Source organism: Paenibacillus nanchangensis (assembly GCF_046543445.1).
Taxonomy (GTDB): domain Bacteria; phylum Bacillota; class Bacilli; order Paenibacillales; family Paenibacillaceae; genus Paenibacillus_AQ; species Paenibacillus_AQ nanchangensis.
Genome location: NZ_JBHOFD010000011.1, coordinates 16,349 through 36,124, shown reverse-complemented (window position 1 = coordinate 36,124; position 19,776 = coordinate 16,349). Strand labels below are relative to the sequence as shown.

The 19,776-nt window shown below is 55.7% G+C and carries 16 protein-coding genes; 9 read left to right on the top strand and 7 right to left on the bottom strand.

Annotation, left to right across the window (positions count from 1 at the left end):
• Positions 1-29: 29 nt before the first annotated feature.
• Complete coding sequence (gene nirD / locus ACE6ED_RS10285) at positions 30-356, bottom strand: nitrite reductase small subunit NirD (protein WP_410827028.1); 327 nt, start codon at positions 354-356, stop codon at positions 30-32.
• Positions 357-375: 19 nt separating this feature from the next.
• Entirely contained in the window at positions 376-2,814 is a 2,439-nt protein-coding gene (gene nirB / locus ACE6ED_RS10280; protein ID WP_410827027.1) for a nitrite reductase large subunit NirB, read from the bottom strand.
• A 280-nt stretch (positions 2,815-3,094) separates the two neighbouring features.
• Between nirB and ACE6ED_RS10275 the strand changes: the two genes are divergently transcribed.
• The 6 genes from ACE6ED_RS10275 (at position 3,095) to ACE6ED_RS10250 (ending at position 9,307) form a co-directional block, all read left to right on the top strand.
• Complete coding sequence (locus ACE6ED_RS10275; RefSeq protein WP_410827026.1) at positions 3,095-3,811, top strand: ANTAR domain-containing response regulator; 717 nt, start codon at positions 3,095-3,097, stop codon at positions 3,809-3,811.
• An 18-nt stretch (positions 3,812-3,829) separates the two neighbouring features.
• Complete coding sequence (locus ACE6ED_RS10270) at positions 3,830-4,891, top strand: anthranilate phosphoribosyltransferase (protein WP_410827025.1); 1,062 nt, start codon at positions 3,830-3,832, stop codon at positions 4,889-4,891.
• 161 nt (positions 4,892-5,052) lie between these two features.
• Positions 5,053-6,726: an alpha/beta hydrolase gene (locus ACE6ED_RS10265; protein ID WP_410827024.1), complete on the top strand. Its 1,674-nt coding sequence runs from the start codon at positions 5,053-5,055 to the stop codon at positions 6,724-6,726.
• Between the two features lie 124 nt (positions 6,727-6,850).
• Positions 6,851-7,033 carry a hypothetical protein gene (locus ACE6ED_RS10260; RefSeq protein ID WP_410827023.1) on the top strand — a complete coding sequence of 61 codons (183 nt, stop codon included), beginning with the start codon at positions 6,851-6,853 and terminating at the stop codon, positions 7,031-7,033.
• A complete protein-coding gene (locus ACE6ED_RS10255) occupies positions 7,030-8,388 on the top strand; it encodes a cryptochrome/photolyase family protein (protein ID WP_410827022.1) in 1,359 nt (452 codons plus the stop codon). Before ACE6ED_RS10260 ends, ACE6ED_RS10255 begins: the two co-directional genes overlap by 4 nt.
• A gap of 175 nt (positions 8,389-8,563) precedes the next feature.
• Entirely contained in the window at positions 8,564-9,307 is a 744-nt protein-coding gene (locus tag ACE6ED_RS10250) for a suppressor of fused domain protein (protein WP_410827021.1), read from the top strand.
• A 90-nt stretch (positions 9,308-9,397) separates the two neighbouring features.
• Here ACE6ED_RS10250 and ACE6ED_RS10245 read toward each other — a convergent pair whose 3' ends face one another.
• The gene (locus tag ACE6ED_RS10245; protein WP_410827020.1) at positions 9,398-10,771 is read right to left on the bottom strand and encodes an extracellular solute-binding protein; all 1,374 of its coding nucleotides are present in this window, start codon (positions 10,769-10,771) and stop codon (positions 9,398-9,400) included.
• A gap of 376 nt (positions 10,772-11,147) precedes the next feature.
• Here ACE6ED_RS10245 and ACE6ED_RS10240 point away from each other — a divergent pair, with 376 nt between their 5' ends.
• Positions 11,148-11,795: an acetoacetate decarboxylase family protein gene (locus tag ACE6ED_RS10240; RefSeq protein ID WP_410827019.1), complete on the top strand. Its 648-nt coding sequence runs from the start codon at positions 11,148-11,150 to the stop codon at positions 11,793-11,795.
• Positions 11,796-12,086: 291 nt separating this feature from the next.
• Here ACE6ED_RS10240 and ACE6ED_RS10235 read toward each other — a convergent pair whose 3' ends face one another.
• From ACE6ED_RS10235 to ACE6ED_RS10225, 3 genes are all read right to left on the bottom strand, one after another.
• Positions 12,087-13,508: a DUF4179 domain-containing protein gene (locus tag ACE6ED_RS10235; protein ID WP_410827018.1), complete on the bottom strand. Its 1,422-nt coding sequence runs from the start codon at positions 13,506-13,508 to the stop codon at positions 12,087-12,089.
• On the bottom strand, positions 13,492-14,034 hold the full coding sequence (locus ACE6ED_RS10230; protein WP_410827017.1) for a sigma-70 family RNA polymerase sigma factor: 543 nt from the start codon (positions 14,032-14,034) through the stop codon (positions 13,492-13,494). Before ACE6ED_RS10230 ends, ACE6ED_RS10235 begins: the two co-directional genes overlap by 17 nt.
• 133 nt (positions 14,035-14,167) lie before the next feature.
• Complete coding sequence (locus ACE6ED_RS10225; protein ID WP_410827016.1) at positions 14,168-15,247, bottom strand: hypothetical protein; 1,080 nt, start codon at positions 15,245-15,247, stop codon at positions 14,168-14,170.
• Positions 15,248-15,546: 299 nt separating this feature from the next.
• Between ACE6ED_RS10225 and ACE6ED_RS10220 the strand changes: the two genes are divergently transcribed.
• Positions 15,547-16,998: a serine hydrolase domain-containing protein gene (locus ACE6ED_RS10220; protein ID WP_410827015.1), complete on the top strand. Its 1,452-nt coding sequence runs from the start codon at positions 15,547-15,549 to the stop codon at positions 16,996-16,998.
• Between the two features lie 164 nt (positions 16,999-17,162).
• Here the strand turns inward: ACE6ED_RS10220 and ACE6ED_RS10215 are convergent, their stop codons facing one another.
• On the bottom strand, positions 17,163-18,398 hold the full coding sequence (locus ACE6ED_RS10215) for an aminopeptidase (RefSeq protein WP_410827156.1): 1,236 nt from the start codon (positions 18,396-18,398) through the stop codon (positions 17,163-17,165).
• Positions 18,399-18,616: 218 nt separating this feature from the next.
• Here ACE6ED_RS10215 and ACE6ED_RS10210 point away from each other — a divergent pair, with 218 nt between their 5' ends.
• A complete protein-coding gene (locus tag ACE6ED_RS10210) occupies positions 18,617-19,747 on the top strand; it encodes a VanZ family protein (RefSeq protein ID WP_410827014.1) in 1,131 nt (376 codons plus the stop codon).
• The last annotated feature ends 29 nt before the right edge of the window (positions 19,748-19,776 follow it).

Here is a 19,776-nt window from a genome sequence, read left to right as displayed (position 1 = left end):
GAAGGCCGGCCCTAAGCCGCGGACTTCGCCTAGAGCGTGAGGTAGATCGCTCCGTCCTGTTCGTCGACCTCCACCGGGTAGGTCGGCACACAGCCGCTGTCCGGGTCCTGTACTTTGCCGCTGCGCAGATCAATTCGCCAATCATGGAGCGGACAATGCACGTTGGATCCGCAGACCATCCCTTCCGACAGCGCGCCGCCTTTATGCGGGCATTTATTTTCAACGGCGGTGATTTCCCCGCTGGACAGCCGGAACAACGCGATCTCCGTGCCGCCCACACGGTAAGTGCGGGAACCCTTGATGTCCACATCGGTCACAAACCCTACGCGCACCCGTTTCTTCTCCACAGCTTCCATCTTCTGATCCCCCTTCTCCTTATGGCTGAACAAGCGCTTCGTCACCGGTCAGCGGTTCAAAGTTTTTGCGTAGCTCCTTATTTTCGATAATCTGCTTCCACGGATCGGTCGTCACATCCAGCGCTTCGCGGATGCGGGACATCAGCGCCAGCCGGTCCTCCCGCTTAGCAAGCGCGGCTTTAATTCTCTCCAGTCCTACCCGTTCCACCCAAACCGATGTCCGTTCATTCCAGCCGGCCTGCTCACAGTAATACTGCAGGAACGCGGAAGCCCATTCGACCACTTCATCCTCCGTCTTCACGACGCACAGCAGATCCGTCGCCCGGACGTGCACGCCGCCATTGCCGCCGATATGCAGCTCCCAGCCGCCGTCAATCGCCACCACCCCAAAATCCTTGATGGTGGCTTCCGCACAGTTGCGGGGGCAGCCCGAAATGGCAAGCTTCACCTTAGCTGGCGCATTCAGCCGTTCAAACTCCCGTTCCAGCCGGATGCCCATAGCGATGGAATCCTGGGTGCCGAACCGGCAAAAGGTGCTGCCGACACAGGTCTTCACCGTCCGGAGCGTCTTGCCGTAGGCATGGCCGGACGGCATATCAAGCTCCTCCCACATTTTGGGCAGATCTTCTTTTTTCACACCGAGCAGGTCAAGACGTTGTCCGCCGGTGAATTTCACCATCGGCACATCGAAACGTTCGGCGACCTCGGCGATTTTTTTCAGTTCGGCCGGTGACGTAATCCCGCCGTAGATCCGGGGTACAACCGAATACGTGCCGTCTTTCTGGATGTTCGCGTGGTAGCGCTCATTCGTGAAGCGGGATTCTTTTTCATCAGCATATTCAGCCGGCCAGAGCATTCCAAGGTAATAATTCAGCGCCGGACGGCATTTGCTGCAGCCTTCTTCCGTTTCCCAGCCAAGTACCCGCATCGTTTCCTTTACACTCATCAGTTTCATCCGCTTCATTTCCGCGACGATTTCGTCGCGGGTCAACGCCGTGCAGCCGCAGATGCCTTCTTTGGTCTTGACGGCTGCTCCACCGGCATAAAGCTCAAGCAGGCCTTCCACCTGCGGCCGGCAGCCGCCGCACGAAGCAGACGCTTTGGTGCAGGCCTTGATTTCCCCGACGCTTGCGCACCCTTTTTCCAAAATCGCTTCCGCAATCGTGCCTTTGGTTACGCCGTTGCAGCCGCACACAATCTCATCTGGAGACATGGCCTCCAGCCTGGCCGCAGGCGAAGCCGCTTTGCCCCCGCCGCCCGCCGGAATCCCGAGCAGCAGCTCTTTTTCGCGTCCGGCCACCGTTTCCCCGCTTTTAATCAGGGAAAACAGCGGCGCGCCGTCGCTTGTATCGCCGAACAGCACCGCACCGATCAGCCGGTCTTCCCGGATCACAAGCTTTTTATAGGTGCCTTCAATTTCGTCCTGCACCTTCAGCACACGGGCGCCTTCCGGCTCCTCGTATACGCCGGCGGAAAACACATCCACTCCGGACACCTTCAGCTTTGTCGATGTCACCGAACCGTGATAGCCGTCCGTCTCTGTCCCCGCCAGCCGCTTGGCCAGCACCGCCCCCTGTTCATACAGCGGAGCGACCAGGCCATAAGCAATGCCGCGGTGTTCGGCACATTCGCCGACCGCATAGATGCCGGGCACGCTGGTCTGCATGTAATCGTCCACGACGATCCCGCGGTTGACCTCGATTCCCGCACGTTTTGCAAGCTCGGTATTGGGCCGGATGCCGACCGCCATCACTACCAGATCCGCGTCGATCCGGCTGCCGTCCTTGAACAGCAGGCTTTTGGCCCGCTTGCCGCCCATAATCGCTTCCGACTGCCGGGAGAGCAAAAAACGCATTCCTTGGCGCTCCAGCTCCTTTTGCAGCATTTTGGCCGCTGTTTCGTCGAGCTGCCGTTCCATCAAATAAGGATGCAGGTGGACAACCGATACCTCCATTCCCAGGTGCAAAAGCCCCCGCGCCGCTTCCAGGCCCAGCAGGCCGCCGCCGATCACCGCAGCTTTTTTATAACGTTTGGACGACTCCAGCATCGTGTTGCAATCTTTGATATCCCGAAAGGCAATCACGCCTTCCTTATCCGCCCCGGGAATCGGCAGCATAAAGGGCTCCGAACCCGTCGCCAGCAGCAGCACATCGTATTTTGCCGTTACGCCCTGGTCCGAGACTACCACCCGCCGGGACGTATCGATTGATTGTACGGTTTGGCCGAGATGCAGCTTAATCCCGTTAGCTTCGTACCAATCGTGATCATTCAGAATAATCTCTTTCAGATCGGCTCCGCCGGCAAGCACCGACGACAGCAGGATCCGGTTATAATTCGGATAAGGCTCCGACCCGAACACCGTGATGTCATACCGCTCCGGGGCCAGCTTCAGCAAGTGCTCCAGCGCGCGGATTCCCGCCATTCCGTTTCCTACAACCACCAGCTTTTCTTTGTTCATAGGGTCTCTCCTCTCTATTTAAAAAACCAGAAAAGCCCGCTTCTTCCCCGCATTGGAGCATAACGCTCCCACAGGATAGAAACAGGCTTCATTGCCTTGTCGAGGCCGGACACGCCATTGTGACCGCCGTTTGAATATTTAAATTTGAAACAAATATACATCATCTCCACCCATACGTCAACATACATGACACATAAATTTAAAAATCTTATTTTTGATCGACATTCCCAAGCCACACGTTATATAATTTAACATCATATACGCAAAAGGGGTACGATCCATGCACTCCCTACTGGTTATCAAGGATGTGAATTTGTTTCCGGAAACGGCGGTTTTTCCATACAAGGAAGGTACGCCTGAATTCCTGATCGGCCGGGGAGGCTACCGTGTCGCCGTCCTATGCGGTTCACTCGGTGGATGCTTCGGGGCGGCAGCGGCACCGGAGCCCCTCTCGTTTGAGCTTACGGATACCGCTATTTCGAGAGACTCAGCTGTTCTTACGCGGGATGGAGCTGCCCTTTTTACGGGAGAAGCTGCTGCACAGCTTAATGCATCAGAAGCCGTCGTATTGGCGGTGCCTGTAGCGGATTATCCGTACTGGCGGGACGGCATTCTGGCTGTTAAAGCCATCCCGGTGCTCTGGTGGTGCTGCACGGAGACGTTAAAGGCCTCAGGCGGCGCATGCGAAGGCGATTTTACCGCCGATGGTATGTTAACGCCATCCATGGGGACGGATGAACTGCATTGGAGCCTTCATTTCAGCGCCAGGCAGTCCATGGCCCGCCTGCAGTGGGCGAAAGAACGGGAGCAGCTGCTTGCCCGGATTGAAGAACGCAAGTGGATCGATATGGCCAAAGGCATTTTGTCCAAAACCCGGGGCTGTTCCGAATCAGAAGCCTACGAGCTGCTGCGGAAGCAGGCCATGAACGACCGTAAGCGGATGGTGGATGTCGCGAACGCTATTGTTCAAGCGTATCAGCTGCTGCACAAACCATAACAGAAGGGAAGCGGCATCATGATCAATTATTTAAAAGAAGTGGCCCGTGGCAAGCGGGGCGCACGTGATCTGGACTACGAAGACGCTCTGCGCGCAGCCTCCGCCATATTGGACGGAACGTCCACGCCCGCGCAGACCGGCGCATTTCTGGCGGCGCAGCGGATTAAGCTGGAGTCGATCGACGAGCTGGAGGCTTTTGTGCACGCAATACGCCACCGGTCCAGACGGGAAAAGCTGTTTCCAGGCGCTCTGGACTGCGCCAGTCCGTACGACGGGCGCCGATCATCCTTCATTTCCACTTTCCCGGCGGCGTTTGTGCTTGGTTCAGCTGGTGTGCCGGTTACGCTCCACGGCAGCGCCGCTCTGCCGCCCAAATACGGTGTCACCCTGGGAGACATCATGCTGGCGGGCGGAATCCCCGCTGCGGCACTGACACCGGATGACTATATCGCCGCCGCCAGAACCAGCGGCGTGCTGTACGCCGCATCGGAGCAGTGGTGCCCTCCGCTCGGAGCGCTGCGGCCGCTGCGTCTGGAGCTTGGGATGCGGACCGTGCTGAACACCGCCGAAAAGCTGGCCGATTACGGGCGGGCTTCCTGCCTGTCCATCGGTATTTTTCACAACACGGTGTTTGACCGGATGTCCCGCCTGCTGGTAAGGCTTGGGTATACGCGGGCGCTGGTGATTCAAGGTCAAGAAGGCTCCGATGACGTGTTCATCGACAGACCGACCCGGATTTATACTATTGAAAATAGCGACGCGTCGCTGGACGTGATCGATCCCGAGCTGTGGGGACTGGATACGCAGGTCCCGCCGATGGACTGGACGCCGCAGCTTCAGCTGGCAACCGCCGAAGAAGTCCTGCAGGGGCGCGGTCATATGGCCTGCTACAATCAGACGCTTTTAAACGCCGCGCTCCGGCTAAAGCTCGCGGGTGCCGCCGGATCCGTGGAAGAAGGGCTTTATCAGGCCAAAGCCCAGCTGGAGGACGGGGAAGCCTGGAAAACCTACCAGGCCTGGAAGCAGGCGCTGACCGTCCCGCGGGAAGCCGTTTCGGAGCTGCCGGGTGCGGGTAAATAAAAATTAGTTAAGAACCGTGCGAAATGCACGGTTTTTTTGCGGCGCCTGATGCTGTCATAGGGTGCATTTTTCTGTATATACGATACCACCAATAAAACTTGATGCCGCCAATGGCTTCTTCTGCCTATGTGTTGAAACTGCCGTAAGGAGTGTCGCCATCAATGTACGGAGAACTTCACACCAGCCCGCCTGTCAAAATCATCCGGCCCCGGGGCATGCCCTTTTGGCCGTCTTTACTGTTAACAAGCAACCTGGCCGCTCTTGTGCTGACCGTAGTTTATGCCGCTCTCCGGCCGCAAGGCTCCTGGGGATGGAACCTCTACGGAGTGCTCCTGTCCGCTGTATTCGCCGCCAATCTCGGCATAACTGCATTCAGCCGCGGCAGCGCTAAACGGGAGTACGGATACATTGCCGTGTTCATCGCTTCGATGCTGCTGCTTATGATTTATAATACAGCGGCTTCGGCTCTCCCTGCCTACCGGAACGGGACGCTGTGGATTCCGGCGCTGCTCCTGCTGCCTGCCACCGGGTACGGAGCGTACCTCGCCCGCCGCATTGGGATAGAGGGTTTCGGCGGCCCGGTGTTTCAGCTTCATTCCGCCCCGTCTCGGGCCACAAAACTCGGAAAAAGCGCGGCCGTTCTGCTGTTCGGCTTGATCCTGGGTTTAGGAATCTACGCCGCGGCCGAAATTGTCACACCCGGCGGGATTACGCTTGCCGAGGTTTTTTGGGCGGAATACGCTTTGTTCGTTGGCTGGATTGTACTGGGTTCGGCAGCGGTGCTGGTGAAGCTCGCAGATACTGCCAAAAGGCCGCTGCTCAAGCTGTCCGCCGCTACCGCCGGTATGCTGGTGTTTGGAGTCTGCCTCCTTCCGCTGCTTGCCGCGCCGCGCCTTGTGTCGGATGCTTCGGAGCAGTATATGCAGGCGTTCGGAAAAACGGCGGAGTCTGTTACGGCTCCCCGCTTCAGGACGGTTCCTTTTTCGCTCCCCGCCTATTACTTCGGCATCCCGTCGGCGGATTACGAGCTGCGCGAGAATGTTTTGTTCTATGAAGGGGCCGCCGGGGCGGACCAGGGACTCCGTCTCTATTTCGACGTCTATAGACCGCGGGCCAGTCAGGATGCTTCACCGCGGCCTGTGCTCATCCGGATACACGGCGGCGGCTGGACAATCGGAGACAAAGGCGCGCAGAATAATGCGCAGCTGAACAAATATTTTGCCGCTCAAGGATATGTAGTGTTCGACATTCAATATGGTCTCAGCGATACAGCAAAGTTCGTCAAAGGCTCTCCTGTGCCGGATTCGCGGTCCGGCTCATTTAGCATTGACGATATGGTCCGCCATATCGGGGTGTTCACCCGCTATCTGGCAGACCATGCGGCCGAGTACGGCGCGGATCCAAAAACCGTCTTTATCTCGGGCGCCTCGGCGGGAGGACAGCTGGCGGGCGCGGCCGCGCTGGGACTGGCCGGCGGGGGATATGGAGATCTGCTATTGGACCCGCGCCTCCAGGTCAAAGGGCTGATTCCGTTTTATCCGGCAAACGGACTGGCCGACAAGCTCGGCATTCCGGGGTCGCCGGAGCTGAATGATCCGGCGCTGCTCGTCCAGCCGGACAGCCCGCCCGTGCTGATCTATCAGGGTACGCACGACGGAATCGTCAATCCAGCCATAGCCGGGCGGCTGCGTCAGGCTTACCTGGACGCCGGCAACCGCCGGGCCGCCCTGCTGTCCATGCCGTTTGGCGGCCACGGCAGCGATTATTATTTTGCCAGCCCTTATACCCAGGCGTTTATTTATTATATGGAACGATTTATGCTGCAGTATCGCTGACCGTCATGCAGTACGGCGATACATTATGTTGTACCGGTGACCGTCATGCAGTATGCGATACATTATACTGTACCGCTGACCGTCATACTGTACGGCAATACATTATGTTGAACCGCTGACTCTCATGCAGTACGACGATACATTTGTTGTACCGTTGACCGTCATACTGTACGGCTGGGCATTATTACGGCTGATCATTATGCTGCTGCCGCTAAACGTCCTGCTGCTGCCCCGGCTTGGCCGGGCTTCGTCCTTCTTTGGAGCGCCCCAAGCTGCAACAACTCATAAGGGAGACAACGCCAAATGATTGTGTTTATTCACCGCAAAGATCTCCGGACAATCGACATGCCCGCTTGGGACGCCATCGCCCGGACCGGAAAGGACAGCCTGCACGTGCTGATTCTGGAACCATTTCTGCTTAGGGATGGCCGTGACCGGGAACACAGCGGTATTCACTTTCTCCGCCAGGCAGCCAGACTTGCGGGGCAGTACGCTGCCGAGGGAAAATGTCTGCATGTGCTTTACGGGGAGCCGCCGGCTGTTTTAGCTGCCATCTTGGATGCGCTGCCCGTTTCAGACGTATTGGTTCATGCCGATTACACCCCTTATTCCCGCAAAAGAGATACGGAGCTTCGGGAGGCAGCCGAAGCCCGCGGCATCAAATGGACTGCTTACGAAGAACGAACGTTGGCCGATCCGGCGGGCTTGTTACGCCATGCCGGCAGAGCGGAGCCGTTTAAAGTGTTCACCCCGTTTTACCGGCGGTGGGTCAGCTATCTGGATGAACTGCCGCCTCTTCCCAGTGCGGTAACGCTCCAAGATTTGACGACGGCAGAGCTGCCGGACAGGCTGCATGATCGTTTCCGGCTGCCGGAGCCGCTTCAAGCCCAGCTGCTGGAAGCGGCCAGCCGCATAAAAAAGGAGCCCGGCAGCGGGATGGAGACGCTGATCCGCTTCGTGGAAGACGGACTAGACGCTTACCCGGAAGCGAGAGAGCGGTATGGCCTGGACGGCACAAGCCGGATCAGCAGCAGCCTGAACACCGGCTCGCTATCGGTAAGGCAGGCGTATGCTGCCGTCATCGGCCGCGAACATGCAGGCGGAGCGTGGCTGCGGCAGCTGGCCTGGAGGGATTTTTACCTGATGCAGGCGCAGCTTAACCCTGATTTTTTTATTTATGAACAGCTGTACGATGAAAGCGGGCTCAGCACCCGGCATTTTGAAGCATGGGCCGAAGGCCTTACCGGTATACCGGTGATCGACGCCGCGATGCGGCAGCTGAACCAGACCGGCTGGATGCCAAACCGCCTGCGCATGATCACCGCCATGTTCCTCACCAAAAATCTCGCTTGCCCTTTCCGGTACGGCGAACGTTATTTTCGCCTGAAGCTGGCAGATTACGACAATACGCTGAACCGCGGCGGCTGGCTGTGGAGCTCATCATTGGGTTTTGACGCGGCCCCCTATTTCCGGGTGATGAATCCCGTGACCCAGTCGGTCAAATACGATCCGGATGGCAGCTTTATCCGACAGTGGATGCCGGAACTTGCTCACCTGGATGCAAAGGAAATCCATCTGCCGCTTAAGACTGCCGTTGTAGACCTAAAGACCTCCCGTGCCCGCGCAATCGAAGTTTACGGCCGCCTGCTCAAGTCCAAATAGCCCATTTTTGCATGGATGCCCCGGGCAATTCGAATCGATAGACCCATCGCTCCCGGGCTATGCCTTTTGTTATACTTCCAAGTGAGGTTTCGAACCTCCCAGAATCAGGAATTTTTATCGCAGCATCCTTCATTTCGCACGTAAATTCAAAACCCGCACAGAGGAGCGCAAAGACATGAACTTTTTCAAAAAACTGTTTGGCGGCAAAGAAATGGGCAAATCGGAAGACGGCACCACAATTTACGGCTATGACGCTCCGGATGAGCGGGGGCTTACGCCTCCCTCCGAAATTTTGTACATGGAAGAATTAAACGAACATTTTAACAAAGTTTTTCCGAACCGGGAAACCGGCGTGTTCCATGAACTGATTTCAGACATCGTACATATTGATGTGAATATTATGGAAGCTACCCCTGACGAACCATACCGTGTACTGTATACCAATGGGATGAGCGATCTGCCGATGACCCTTCCCCAGGAAATCCGTGAAGAGTACAAGCATCTCGAACGCGCCGAGCTGATGATGTTTTTGCCGGCGGACTGGCCGCTCACACAGAAGGATTTTGAAGCGGAGGAGAACTACTGGCCGATCCGGCTGATGAAAATGCTTGCCCGGTTCCCGCATATGTATCAGACGTGGCTTGGATACGGCCATACCATCCCCAACACGGAGGAGTACGAGCCGTATGCGCCAAACACGGGGTTGTCCGGCGCGATCCTGCTTGCACTGCCGGAAGAAGTCAGCACAGTCCATACTAAGGACGGCAATCAGGTTCAGGTTTATTTCCTGGTTCCGCTTTTCCGGGAAGAGATGGAATTCAAACTGGAGACTGGCGTGGATGAACTGGTAGCCAAGCTGTCCGAGCTGCCCGGAGATTTCCTCGTTCTGAATCCGCATAGACCCAATGCCTGTAAATAATGGCCCGGGATAACCGTTTGTAACAACCTTAAGGGGCTGAGCCAAAGTCATGAATATGACTTGAGGTTCAACCCCTTCGCCGTCCTCACCTCAATCAATAAGGCCGGCCGACCGTAGCTCGCCGCGCATCATGGCAACTGCCTGCGCACCGCTTAACTCCCCTTGGATCGCCGAAAGGATATACGGACGGATGATTTCCTCTGCTGCTTTCCAATCGGGAGTCTCCGGTTCAGGGACCCCGGTCTCATCCAGCAGCCGTCTGGCTTTCATTAACGCGGGCTCCGGTTCCACCCGGTGCACAAAATTTGTATTGTTCGGAAACGGAGCCCCATGATCCATCCCGTGGGCAGTTCCTACTTCAGTCAGCACTGCATTTCCCGCCCTGTCGTGCGTCCAGTCCAGACCCGCAATCCCGATTGTAGAGAGGACATTGCCTGGTTCGCTGTGCCAAAACTCCACAAAACGGATCGCGGCTTCGGTGTTTCTTACGCCTGCCGGCACCGCCCACACACCAGGCGCATCTCTGCGGAGCAGCTTTTCCCCATTGGGGCCTGAAGGAGCGGGCAGACCGCTGACCTGCAAGACGGTTCCTGAAGCATTTACGCCGTAACCCATCAGCTCGCCAATCCATTCATCAGGGCCTATAATCATCCCCACCTGCCCTGATACGAACAGCTCTTTGAGATGTTTGGTATCATTTTCAGCGAATCCGGGCTCCAAAATTCCATCCCGGTACAAAGCTGCAAGCCATTCATAGACAGGGACGGCCTGCTCCGAAGCGTAAGGCATATCACGTTTTCCCGTCTCCAGGTCCAAACGCAGCCCCCTAGGGAGACCTGCCGCGCTCATAAAAGCCTGAAGATCTTCAGCTCCCGCAAAACTCAGGCCCCAAGTATCCTGCCGGCCGTTCCCGTCAGGGTCGCCTTTCTTAAACGCCCGAAGAACCTCCGCATATTCCTCGAGTGTGTCCGGCTCAGCCAGCCCAAGCGATTCAAGCCAGTCTTCCCGAACGATCGGCAGCATTCCTCCCGGCTTTTCGGCGGCCACGCCATAAATGATACCGTCCGGCTGGGTTACCCATTCCCAATCCGCCGGCTCGATAATGGTAGGATCGGACAACACGGGCGAAACGTCCACCCAGCCGTTCAGCGGCAGCAGTGCTCCCGCGGCGGCCAGCTCGCTCATCCGGTCCCTGGATAAATACACCAAATCGGTATTTTTAAACGCTTCATATCGGGTATTCGCTGCAGCAGATGAATCCGTTAAGCTAAGTTTGGCCCGGATGCCGGTTAACCGGCCAATCTCGCGTTCATACCTCCCAAGCTCATCAGCCCGGAAACCCCTGGAGCCGTCAATCAGGATGCGCAGCGCGCCAGCCTGCTCTGGCCGTCCGGCCTCGTCACTTATCGCCTGCTCCGGCTGTCCGGTCTTCTCCTCATCTGCCGCCCCCGCCCGCTTTCCCATCCTATCCGTCTGTTTGAAAGCATGCGTGTGTTCCACCTTCCCTGGCCGTTCCTCCGCTTGAATCACAGAAGGAGCCGACACTGTGTAGAAACTTGATTTTCCGCCGCTCAGCGCAGCTTCATCCCTACCGCACGAAGTCAAACATAGCGGTAGAATCAGCATGCATGCAAGCCAAAAAGGGGTATTAAACCGCTTCAATAGTAACGTCCCTCCTTTGCTGGGATCGCTTGTACTCTCGTGAATGAATGTCTTATTATGCCGTCAGTATACTCCCTTTGTATTAACCGTCCGTCACCCCGGCTTAACCTTGGGGTAAAATTAGAATCGATACCAGCGTGTTAGGGTATGTAAAAGAAAAAAGGAAGGAGGCGAACTTATGCCTTTTCAGCCGGCACCTTGGACCCTGCATGGGAGCGGACTTGTGCTTGTCTGCAAGTTCTCCGCGCGCATGGTGGAAGCCTCCGGCCTGCTCCCCGGTGAACTTCAAGGCAGGGCGCACGGCGGGATTGGCGGCTACGGGCTGATCGATTACCGCCGGTCCAACGCCGGATCGTACCGGGAGCTGCTGGTCCTCCCCGGCCGGTTTTTGACCGGCGGTAAACCACAATACTCCATTTCGCAGATTTACGTGGACTCGGACGACAGTCTGACCGGAGGCCGGTTAAACTGGGGAATTCCGAAGCAGCTGGCCGCGCTGCGCGTCTCCCGGCCAGGCGAAACCCCTTGGCGGTTCGAGGCGGAGCTGGACGGACAGCCGCTTTTTCAGCTGGAGGCCCGGCCGTTAGGACCTGCACTGCCTCTGCGGCTTGGCCGGCTGCCTTTTGCGCTGTTTCAGGACTATGAAGGGGTGCGGTACAAGACCCGCTTTGGCGGCCGGTTTAAAATGCGGTTTGCCCGGGTTACTCATGTGTTTGCCGATGGCAGCCGTTTTCCCGACCCCGCCCAATTCCGGATACTGTTCGCCGTCATGATAGAGGACTTTACGCTGCATTTTCCGCCCGCGGACCGGCAGCCTTTGCAATAAATCCCTTCACTAAGCGGCGATTTAAATTTCAGACTGGACAGCCCGCGCGGCTGGACACCGCAACGCCTAACCAAACAGTCAGCACCGGCTGAACAGTACACTGCCAAACAGGCAAAAACCCCAGACTTCAAGGCATACCTTCCGTTTGCCTGAAGCCGGGGTTTCCGCTTTACTCGCTTTATCGGATCACTTAATCGTCGCCATTGCCTGCTTCTGCCGCGTTACTTATCTACAACATTGCCTGCTTCAATCAGACCACTTAGTCGTCAGCATTGCCTGCTCCTGCTCGCGTTACTTGATTTTCAGCATTACATACGGGTGAACCACCAGATTGATCCGTGTGCGTTCCGACAAATCGGCGGGAATTACAAGCCGTTCCTCAAGTTCGGCGCTGCCGGTATCAAGCTTGGAGGATTCGCGGGTGAGTTCAATCCGCTTTCCGTGTGCGTCTCCATAGGCGGAAGCGGCGTAATAGGTCTGCCCGTCGGCAGATGCGGAACGCCAGATGATTTGTCCTTTTTTGTCAAAATCGATCTGCACGGCATCTCCAACCTCCTTAGGAATCCGGATCACCTTCCGGTTGGCCAAATCCACTGTAATCAGCTGTTCTTCCCGGGGGCCTTGACCGGGGTGCAAACGCAGAGTGAGCGATTCCGGCTGGTCGAGCTGAGCGCTGGAAAAAGAGAAGGCATATCCCTTGTCCGTTCCGCCGCCGCCTAAGCTGTTCAGCTCCACTACTCCCGTCCCGGTTTGAGCGATAATGCTGTCCGGATTCAATTCTTCATGCGCAGCCAGCTTCGTTTCCCAATCGACCAGCGCTTTCTCCTCGTATTCAATTTCAACCCGGGTTTCGAGCGGCGACAGCCGAACCTCTGCCAGTGAAAAACGGTATTTGCCCAGTTTCACCGACGCCTCGGGATGGACCGTCTCGGTCACCGCCTCGCTGAACTTGGGATCCAGCGTAAAGGCCACCTTCAGCCGGGGAGAATACCGCATCTCAGAAGGTTTGGTTCCGGTGTCCGGATCATCAAGTTTACCCCGGTCGACGCCGGCCAGCTGAAAATCCGCCTCAATCCGTTCGGGAAGGGAAGCGCCCTCCTGCAGCTCAATGCTGGTCCGCCCAATGAACCTTTGGTTGCTTGGATCGTCCCGATCATGCCCCCCAAGGCCGCTTGAATTTTGCCCGAGGTCCTTCCCGGTTAAGGCATTTTTGATCTTTACACTGCTCACGCTGTACATTTCTTTACTATCGTCGGTCTCCGCGGTATAAAATATCATGAATTTATTACCATCCGCCGCAGCGCCAAGGACCGTAATTTTGAAGCCGTTTTGCTCCGCGCTTTGATTAATGACCTGCATATACCCGTTGTCGACCGCCGACCGGATCGTCCCCCGGTCCAGGTCGGACGAAAGAATTTTTTGCAGCGGAGCCAGCGTTCCCCAGTCCTTTTGCATGACGCCGGCAGTTTGCTTCACAGGCGGTTTGACGGCCAGGCTGTTCATAAACAGGCCTGCAGCCACCACAGCCGCCGTCAGCAGCACGGCGCCGGCTGAAGCCAGCCGCGACGTTTTTCTCCGCCGATTACCCTCCAGCATCCCTTTTTGCACTGCGCGCATAATGGCATCCTGGGGAACCTCGTCCCGTTCCCGCCGGGTGTCTCTCGCATCCCGCAGCAGCGCGCGCAGCTCCTCGCCTTCATGATTTACCGTCATCCCAATCCCTCCGATCCTGCATGATGGACCTCAGCTGCTTTAGCCCTTTGTGCAGCCAGGTTTTAATCGTCCCTTCCGGTTTGCCAAGCACCTCGGCGATATCGCTTATCGTCAGATCGTTGTAATACCGCAGCAGCAGCACATTCCTGTATTTTCCCTTCAGCTGATCCAGCGCCCGCTGCATATCCAGCTTCCTGAAGCCGGCAGGCTCAGCGTACTCCTCGGGAAGCGGTTCAGCGGCTGGTATGGAACGTTTTCTTCTCCGCTGTTCGTCTATACAGATATATATCAGGATCCGGACAATCCAAGGCTTGAAGCTTTCCGGATTCCGCAGTGTCCGCCGTTTTGCCAGCGCTCTGCAGGTCATTTCCTGGATCGCCTCCAGCGCGTCATTCCGGTTGCGCAGATAACTGTAGGCGATGCCGTACAGCTGTTCCTTATGGGCCACAATCGCCTCGTAAACATCCTCCTGCTCCATTGCACGCACAGCGGGAATCCGCTTCATTTCGGCTTCGGAATTTGCCATCTTTATCCCCCTCTCCTCCGCCAATTCTATACAATAAGACGGATCGGCAAGCCAAAACGTTTTAATTATAAAAAACAATTCCAAAAAAAAGAGCCCGCCCGCGAGTACGCGGACAAGCCTGACGCTGTGCCTGTTATTTTTGGCCTGCACCTATTTTAATTTTCATCTGGAGATATTTGACCGCGCCTTCGTCGGTCTGCTCTGTTTTGACGAGGTCGCCCGTAAAATGTTCGCCCTTAAGCCCGTAAGTTTCCTTCGCGGCCTTTGGCATGTCATCTTCCTCAGGACGAACTTCAAGAATCAAATAAAACTCGCCGATATCCTCCGGCTTTTTCATCCGCAGCTGGAAGGAGCCGTCAGGTCCAACAGTTGTATCTTCCTCGTAACCGTAATGCCAGTGATCCGGAATTTCCACGTCGGCGTCCACTTCCGTGCCTTCCAGGAGATTGCTTGTCCCTTTGATCTGATAGTAAGACCCGTCCGCGGTGACCTCAGGTTTGATCCATACTTTGGCGCTGCCGTAATCCGCCGGTTTGTTCAACGCCGGTACTTCAAGCGGCACCTTGGTACCCGCAGGCGATGCAGCATCCACATGCAAAAAGGCCAGCGCTTTCTTAAAGATCTCATCATCGTCTTCATATTGATGAATGTAAGGACCCGTCAATTTTTCACCGGAAGCTCCATACAGCTCAATGTCCGCATTTTGCTCGGCAGGATCAAAACTGACGGTAATATCCAACACGCCTTCCTTGATATCTTTGGGACGCTTCATTTCCAAGGTAAAGCTTCCGTCGTTGTTGACCTCCACCGTATCTTCATAGCCGAACATAGTGTAGCCTGCCGCGTCGATTTCCCCTTCCACCTTCACGCCGGGCGCCAGATTGGACGTGCCCTGGAGAACTAATTTATCCGCCTCCAGCGCACCTTCCCCCTTGATCCACACTTCGGGGCTGCCTTGATCCTCTGGGGCGTTAGCCGAAGCTGCTCCCTGTACAATTTCGATGTCAACCGCCTCTCCGTTATCGGCGGAAGCGGCTGGCGATACTTCCGGACTTGGCACAGCCGTTTCAGCCGCCTCGGCCGAAGCTAGCGGACTTGGTGCGGGTGCGGCTTCTTCTTTCGACTCGCCTCCACTGCATGCGGACAACGCAAAAACTGCCGTAATCAGCGCTCCGGCTAATCGTAGTTTCGATTTTTTTCCTAACCTGTTCATATTCTGCATCCTCTCCAGCACTGTTGTTATGTATGCCGGCATTCCACGCATCTCATTGTGAAACATGAAAATACCGGTAAAACCAACATTTACATTACCCGGTCAGTTCAACTCTGAAACGCATGATTCGCCAATAAGTCAGCGGGGACCTAATTAAAATCCCTGGCTGTCCGTTTCATAAAGGGTCAAAATGATGAACTTTTGGCGTCCGCAAATCAAACAGCAGGAAATATAAATGATATGTAGAAAATTAAATCGATTCCATTTGTTCCCACTTTGGTCTATGGAGGTTATCTGTTATGGAAACCGCTTCAATTCACACTCCGCTGCCGCGGAGCCTGCCCGAACAACAAGACCTTTCTTCCGGAAGCATCCTTCGTTTTCTTGATGAGCTGTCGGAAAATAGCATCGAGGTCCACAGCTTTATGCTGCTCCGCCATGGTCATGTCATCGCCGAGGGCTGGTGGTCGCCATATAAGCCCCACGCTCCGCATAACCTGTTCTCTTTAACCAAAAGTTTCACCTCAACGGCGATCGGGCTTGCCGAACACGAAGGGCTGCTCAGCATTGATGACAGCGTGCTCTCCTTCTTCCCGGACAAAACTCCGGCCGAGCCGGATGAACGGCTGTTACGGTTGACCCTGCGCCATCTTTTGACCATGTCTACCGGTCACTCCGAAGATCCGGTCAACCATTTCAATGAACAGGAATCATGGACCGATACTTTCCTGAAAGCATCGTTTGAGCATGAGCCGGGAACTACTTTTATGTACAATAACGCCGCTTCTTATATGCTGTCGGCCATCCTGCAGAAGGTGTCCGGTATGACGCTGCTGGAGTATCTGCAGCCCCGGCTGTTTGAGCCGCTTGGGATCCATGAGGCAGAATGGGAGACTTGTCCCGAGGGGATTTGTGTTGGAGGGCGCGGCCTATTCTTAACAACCGCCTCCATCGCTAAATTTGGACTGCTGTATCTGCAAAAGGGGGTATGGAACGGTCAGCAAATTGTGCCGGAACAATGGATTCTGCAAGCGTCGTCCCTTCAGATCGCAAATGGTGATCCAAACGAGCCAAATGACTGGAAACAGGGTTACGGGTTCCAGTTCTGGCGCTGCCGCCACAATGCTTACCGGGCCGACGGGGCTTTTGGCCAATTTTGCTTAATTATGCCCGGTCAGGATGCCGTGCTTGCGGTCACGTCGGGGACGGACCGGATGCATGCCGTACTGGATGCGGTCTGGAATCACCTGCTCCCAGGGATGGAGGCAGGTTCAGCTTCCAGCTCAGACGAATCGTCTGAAGCGGCCGATGAGCTGCGGAGCCGTTTATCTTCCCTGTCGATTGAAGCGCCGCGCCTTCTGTTTGATTCCCCGCTTGAAGCAAAGTTATCGCTTACTCCCTATGTCTTTGACGCCAACCCTTTCGGACTTGGGGAGGTAACCATTGAGTTTCAGGGACACTCCGCAATCCTGAACATCGACAGGGACGGACAACAAGCAGAGGTGTCTTTAGGAAGAGGAACGTGGATTCCCGGCAGCCTGCCTTTTCTGCATGCTTACGGCCCGCTGGCATTCAGCTTTACTTGGTCCGGCACGGATCTGCTGGAGCTCGCCATTCGAACCCTTCAAGGACCTATATGTCTATTCCTCACCGTACGGGTTGAAAACAATGGGTTAACGGTTTCGGCACGCTCCAATGTTGGCGAATTTTCGCTGCCCAGCCCGCTGACCGCCCGGGTAAAGGCGGAATAAAGCTCAGGCCTTAGGGCTCGAGCTGACCTCAGAGAACCCTGTGACATGAAATCATAGAAAGATGCCACAGGATACGGCACCCCGACGGCAGAACTTCACTCATTAAAAAGCGCTCCTTATGCCATGCCTCAGCATGACATAAGAAGCGCCTTTCTTTTTATAGCTTAGGCAAAAACCCAGTTGCCCTTCCGGAACACCGGCTCAAGGGTCCCGTCTTCCAATTCCCCGTCAATATCCAGCTCCGCGGATCCGACCATGAAGTCCACATGTGTCAAACTGACGTTGGCTCCCTTCTCCAGCAGCTCCTCTTTGGACATCTGCGTACCGCCTTCCAGATTGGATGGATACGCACTGCCGAGCGCAAAGTGGCAGGAGGCATTTTCATCAATACCTGTATTGTAAAATACCCGGTTCATCCGGGAGATCGGCGAGTCATGCGGGACAAGCGCAACCTCGCCAAGATAGGAGGCACCGTCGTCCGTATCCAGCAGTGAGGTCAGATGTTCCTGGCCCGACTCCGCCTCATAAGCAACTACCTTGCCGTTCTCAAATGTGAGCTTGATGCCTTCCACAAGCCGGCCGTTGAGATTAAGCGGCAGCGTGCTGGTTACCGTGCCGTTCACGCCCGTACGATGGGGCATGGTGAATACTTCTTCCGTTGGCATATTGGCGACAAAATATACGCCGCTTTCGTTCTCCCCGCCGCCGCTCCGCCAAATATGCCCTTCAGGCAGCTCTACGCGAAGGTCTGTTCCCGGCGCGCGGTAATGCAGGCTTTTATACCGCTTGGCATTCAGCCGGTCTTTGCTCTCCTTGAGCGCCGCGATATGCTTTTTCCAGTTCGCAACCGGATCTCCGCCGTCCACACGGTTCATTTGGAACACCGCTTCCCACATCGCTTCGACCCGCTGATCCTCCGGAAGATCGGCAAACACTTTGTTGGCCCATGCGCGGGTCGGCGCTTTAACAAGCGACCAGCTGATCCGGTTATTGCGCGTGTAAACCTGGTATTTCTGCCGGGCCAGAGCGGCTGCTTTGACGGACGCAGAAATTTTGGAGCCGTCGATTCCGCGGTACAGCTCGGGGTCCGGCACTTTGATGTGCAGAACCGCGCCGCCTTCACGGGCGAACGCTTCCAGCATATCTGCCTGCCACTGCGGGTAATACGTAAATGAATCCTCTGGAGCTTTTTCATACCGGATACGTGACAAAGCCTCATCGTCCCACTCGGTAACCACATATTTTGCACCAGCCTCGTACGCTTTGGTGACCAGCAGCCGTGTAAAATCCACCGTCTCGATTGGCGCGTGGACCATCAGCACTTGGCCGGGCTGGATATTGACTCCGACCCGGATGACCAGCTCAGCATATTGCTCCAGCCGCTTTTCAAAATCTGCAATCATGTTTCATTCCTCCGTTTGCGAATAAGCTAACCGCCCTTTAGTGTACACCCTTTGCAAGTCTCGGACAATGCATCCGGGGTTTACGGGTCTTTCCCTCCGCGTAAATTCCCCGACTCCAGGCGGGTTGGCAGCCTTGAAGTTCGTGTTATAATGTGGATTGGCGCTGACCCCCTTCTGGGAAAAACGCCCAATTCCAACCAAACGGCAGGTGTACCATGATTCAATCGTACTTATTTCCGATCTCTTATGCTTTTATGGCCTTCCCGTTTGCGGCTCTGCTGTTCACGCTTCCGTTTCTTGTCGTACAGTACCGCAGGCATGCGTACATCAATAAAGTGAGAGCAGTGGTCCTTTATCTGCTGCTGCTTTATTTGATGAACGCCTTTTTTCTTGTGATTCTCCCGCTGCCGGCCTCCATTCATAATCCGGCGCCAAGGGGCGGAACGATGCAGCTGATTCCGTTTCATTTTTTCGAGGACATCCTGAATGAAACCTCGGCGGTCCGCAGCGATATTTCCACCTACTGGGTGGTACTGAAAGAACGCGCTTTTCTGCAGATTGCCTTTAACGTGGCGCTATCCGTGCCGTTTGGTATGTTCCTTCGCTACTATTTCCGTACAGGCTGGCCGGTTGGCATCCTGCTGTCCTTCATCTTGTCCCTGTTTTTTGAAGTGACCCAGCTGACCGGAATCTATGGCATTTATGACCATCCGTACCGTGTATTTGATGTAGACGACCTGATTTCCAACACGCTGGGAGGAATCATCGGCTTCCTGCTTGCGGAATGGCTGTCGAAGCATCTGCCGCGGATCGATAAGCTCGACGAGACGATCGACCGGTCTGCCAAAAGGGTGACGTATACCCGCAGAGGCCTGGCATTTATGTTCGATTTTGCGCTTTGGCCGCCGGCTGCTTTTATTTTGGTTCAGCTCGGTGTTCCTGCTGCTTTTTGGGTGGTTACCGGCGTCTATTTTATGCTGATTCCATGGGTGTGGAACGGCCGGACGCCCGGCAAGTGGCTGGTCCGGATCCGGCTTGCGGGGGAAGACGGCCGGCGGATCCGATTGCGGGAATTGTTTATCCGATATGGTATCCTCTACTGGATGATCTTCGGAATCCATGTACTGTTAATGTTCTATCGTAACTATGTCCCCCGGGAGCTCCTTGCAATTCTGAGCATGCTGCTGCTTGCGGGAGACAGCGTATTATTTGTCTACTTTGTCCGTAAAATGTTCAGCCGGAACTCCGTCCTCTTCTACGAACGCGTCAGCCGCTCCGCTCATGCGATTACCTGGACGGAATCTCAGCATCCCGCCGCGCCAGCCAGGGATGGCGAACCGCAATAAACCTAAACCAAACGCCGGTCCCCGATATA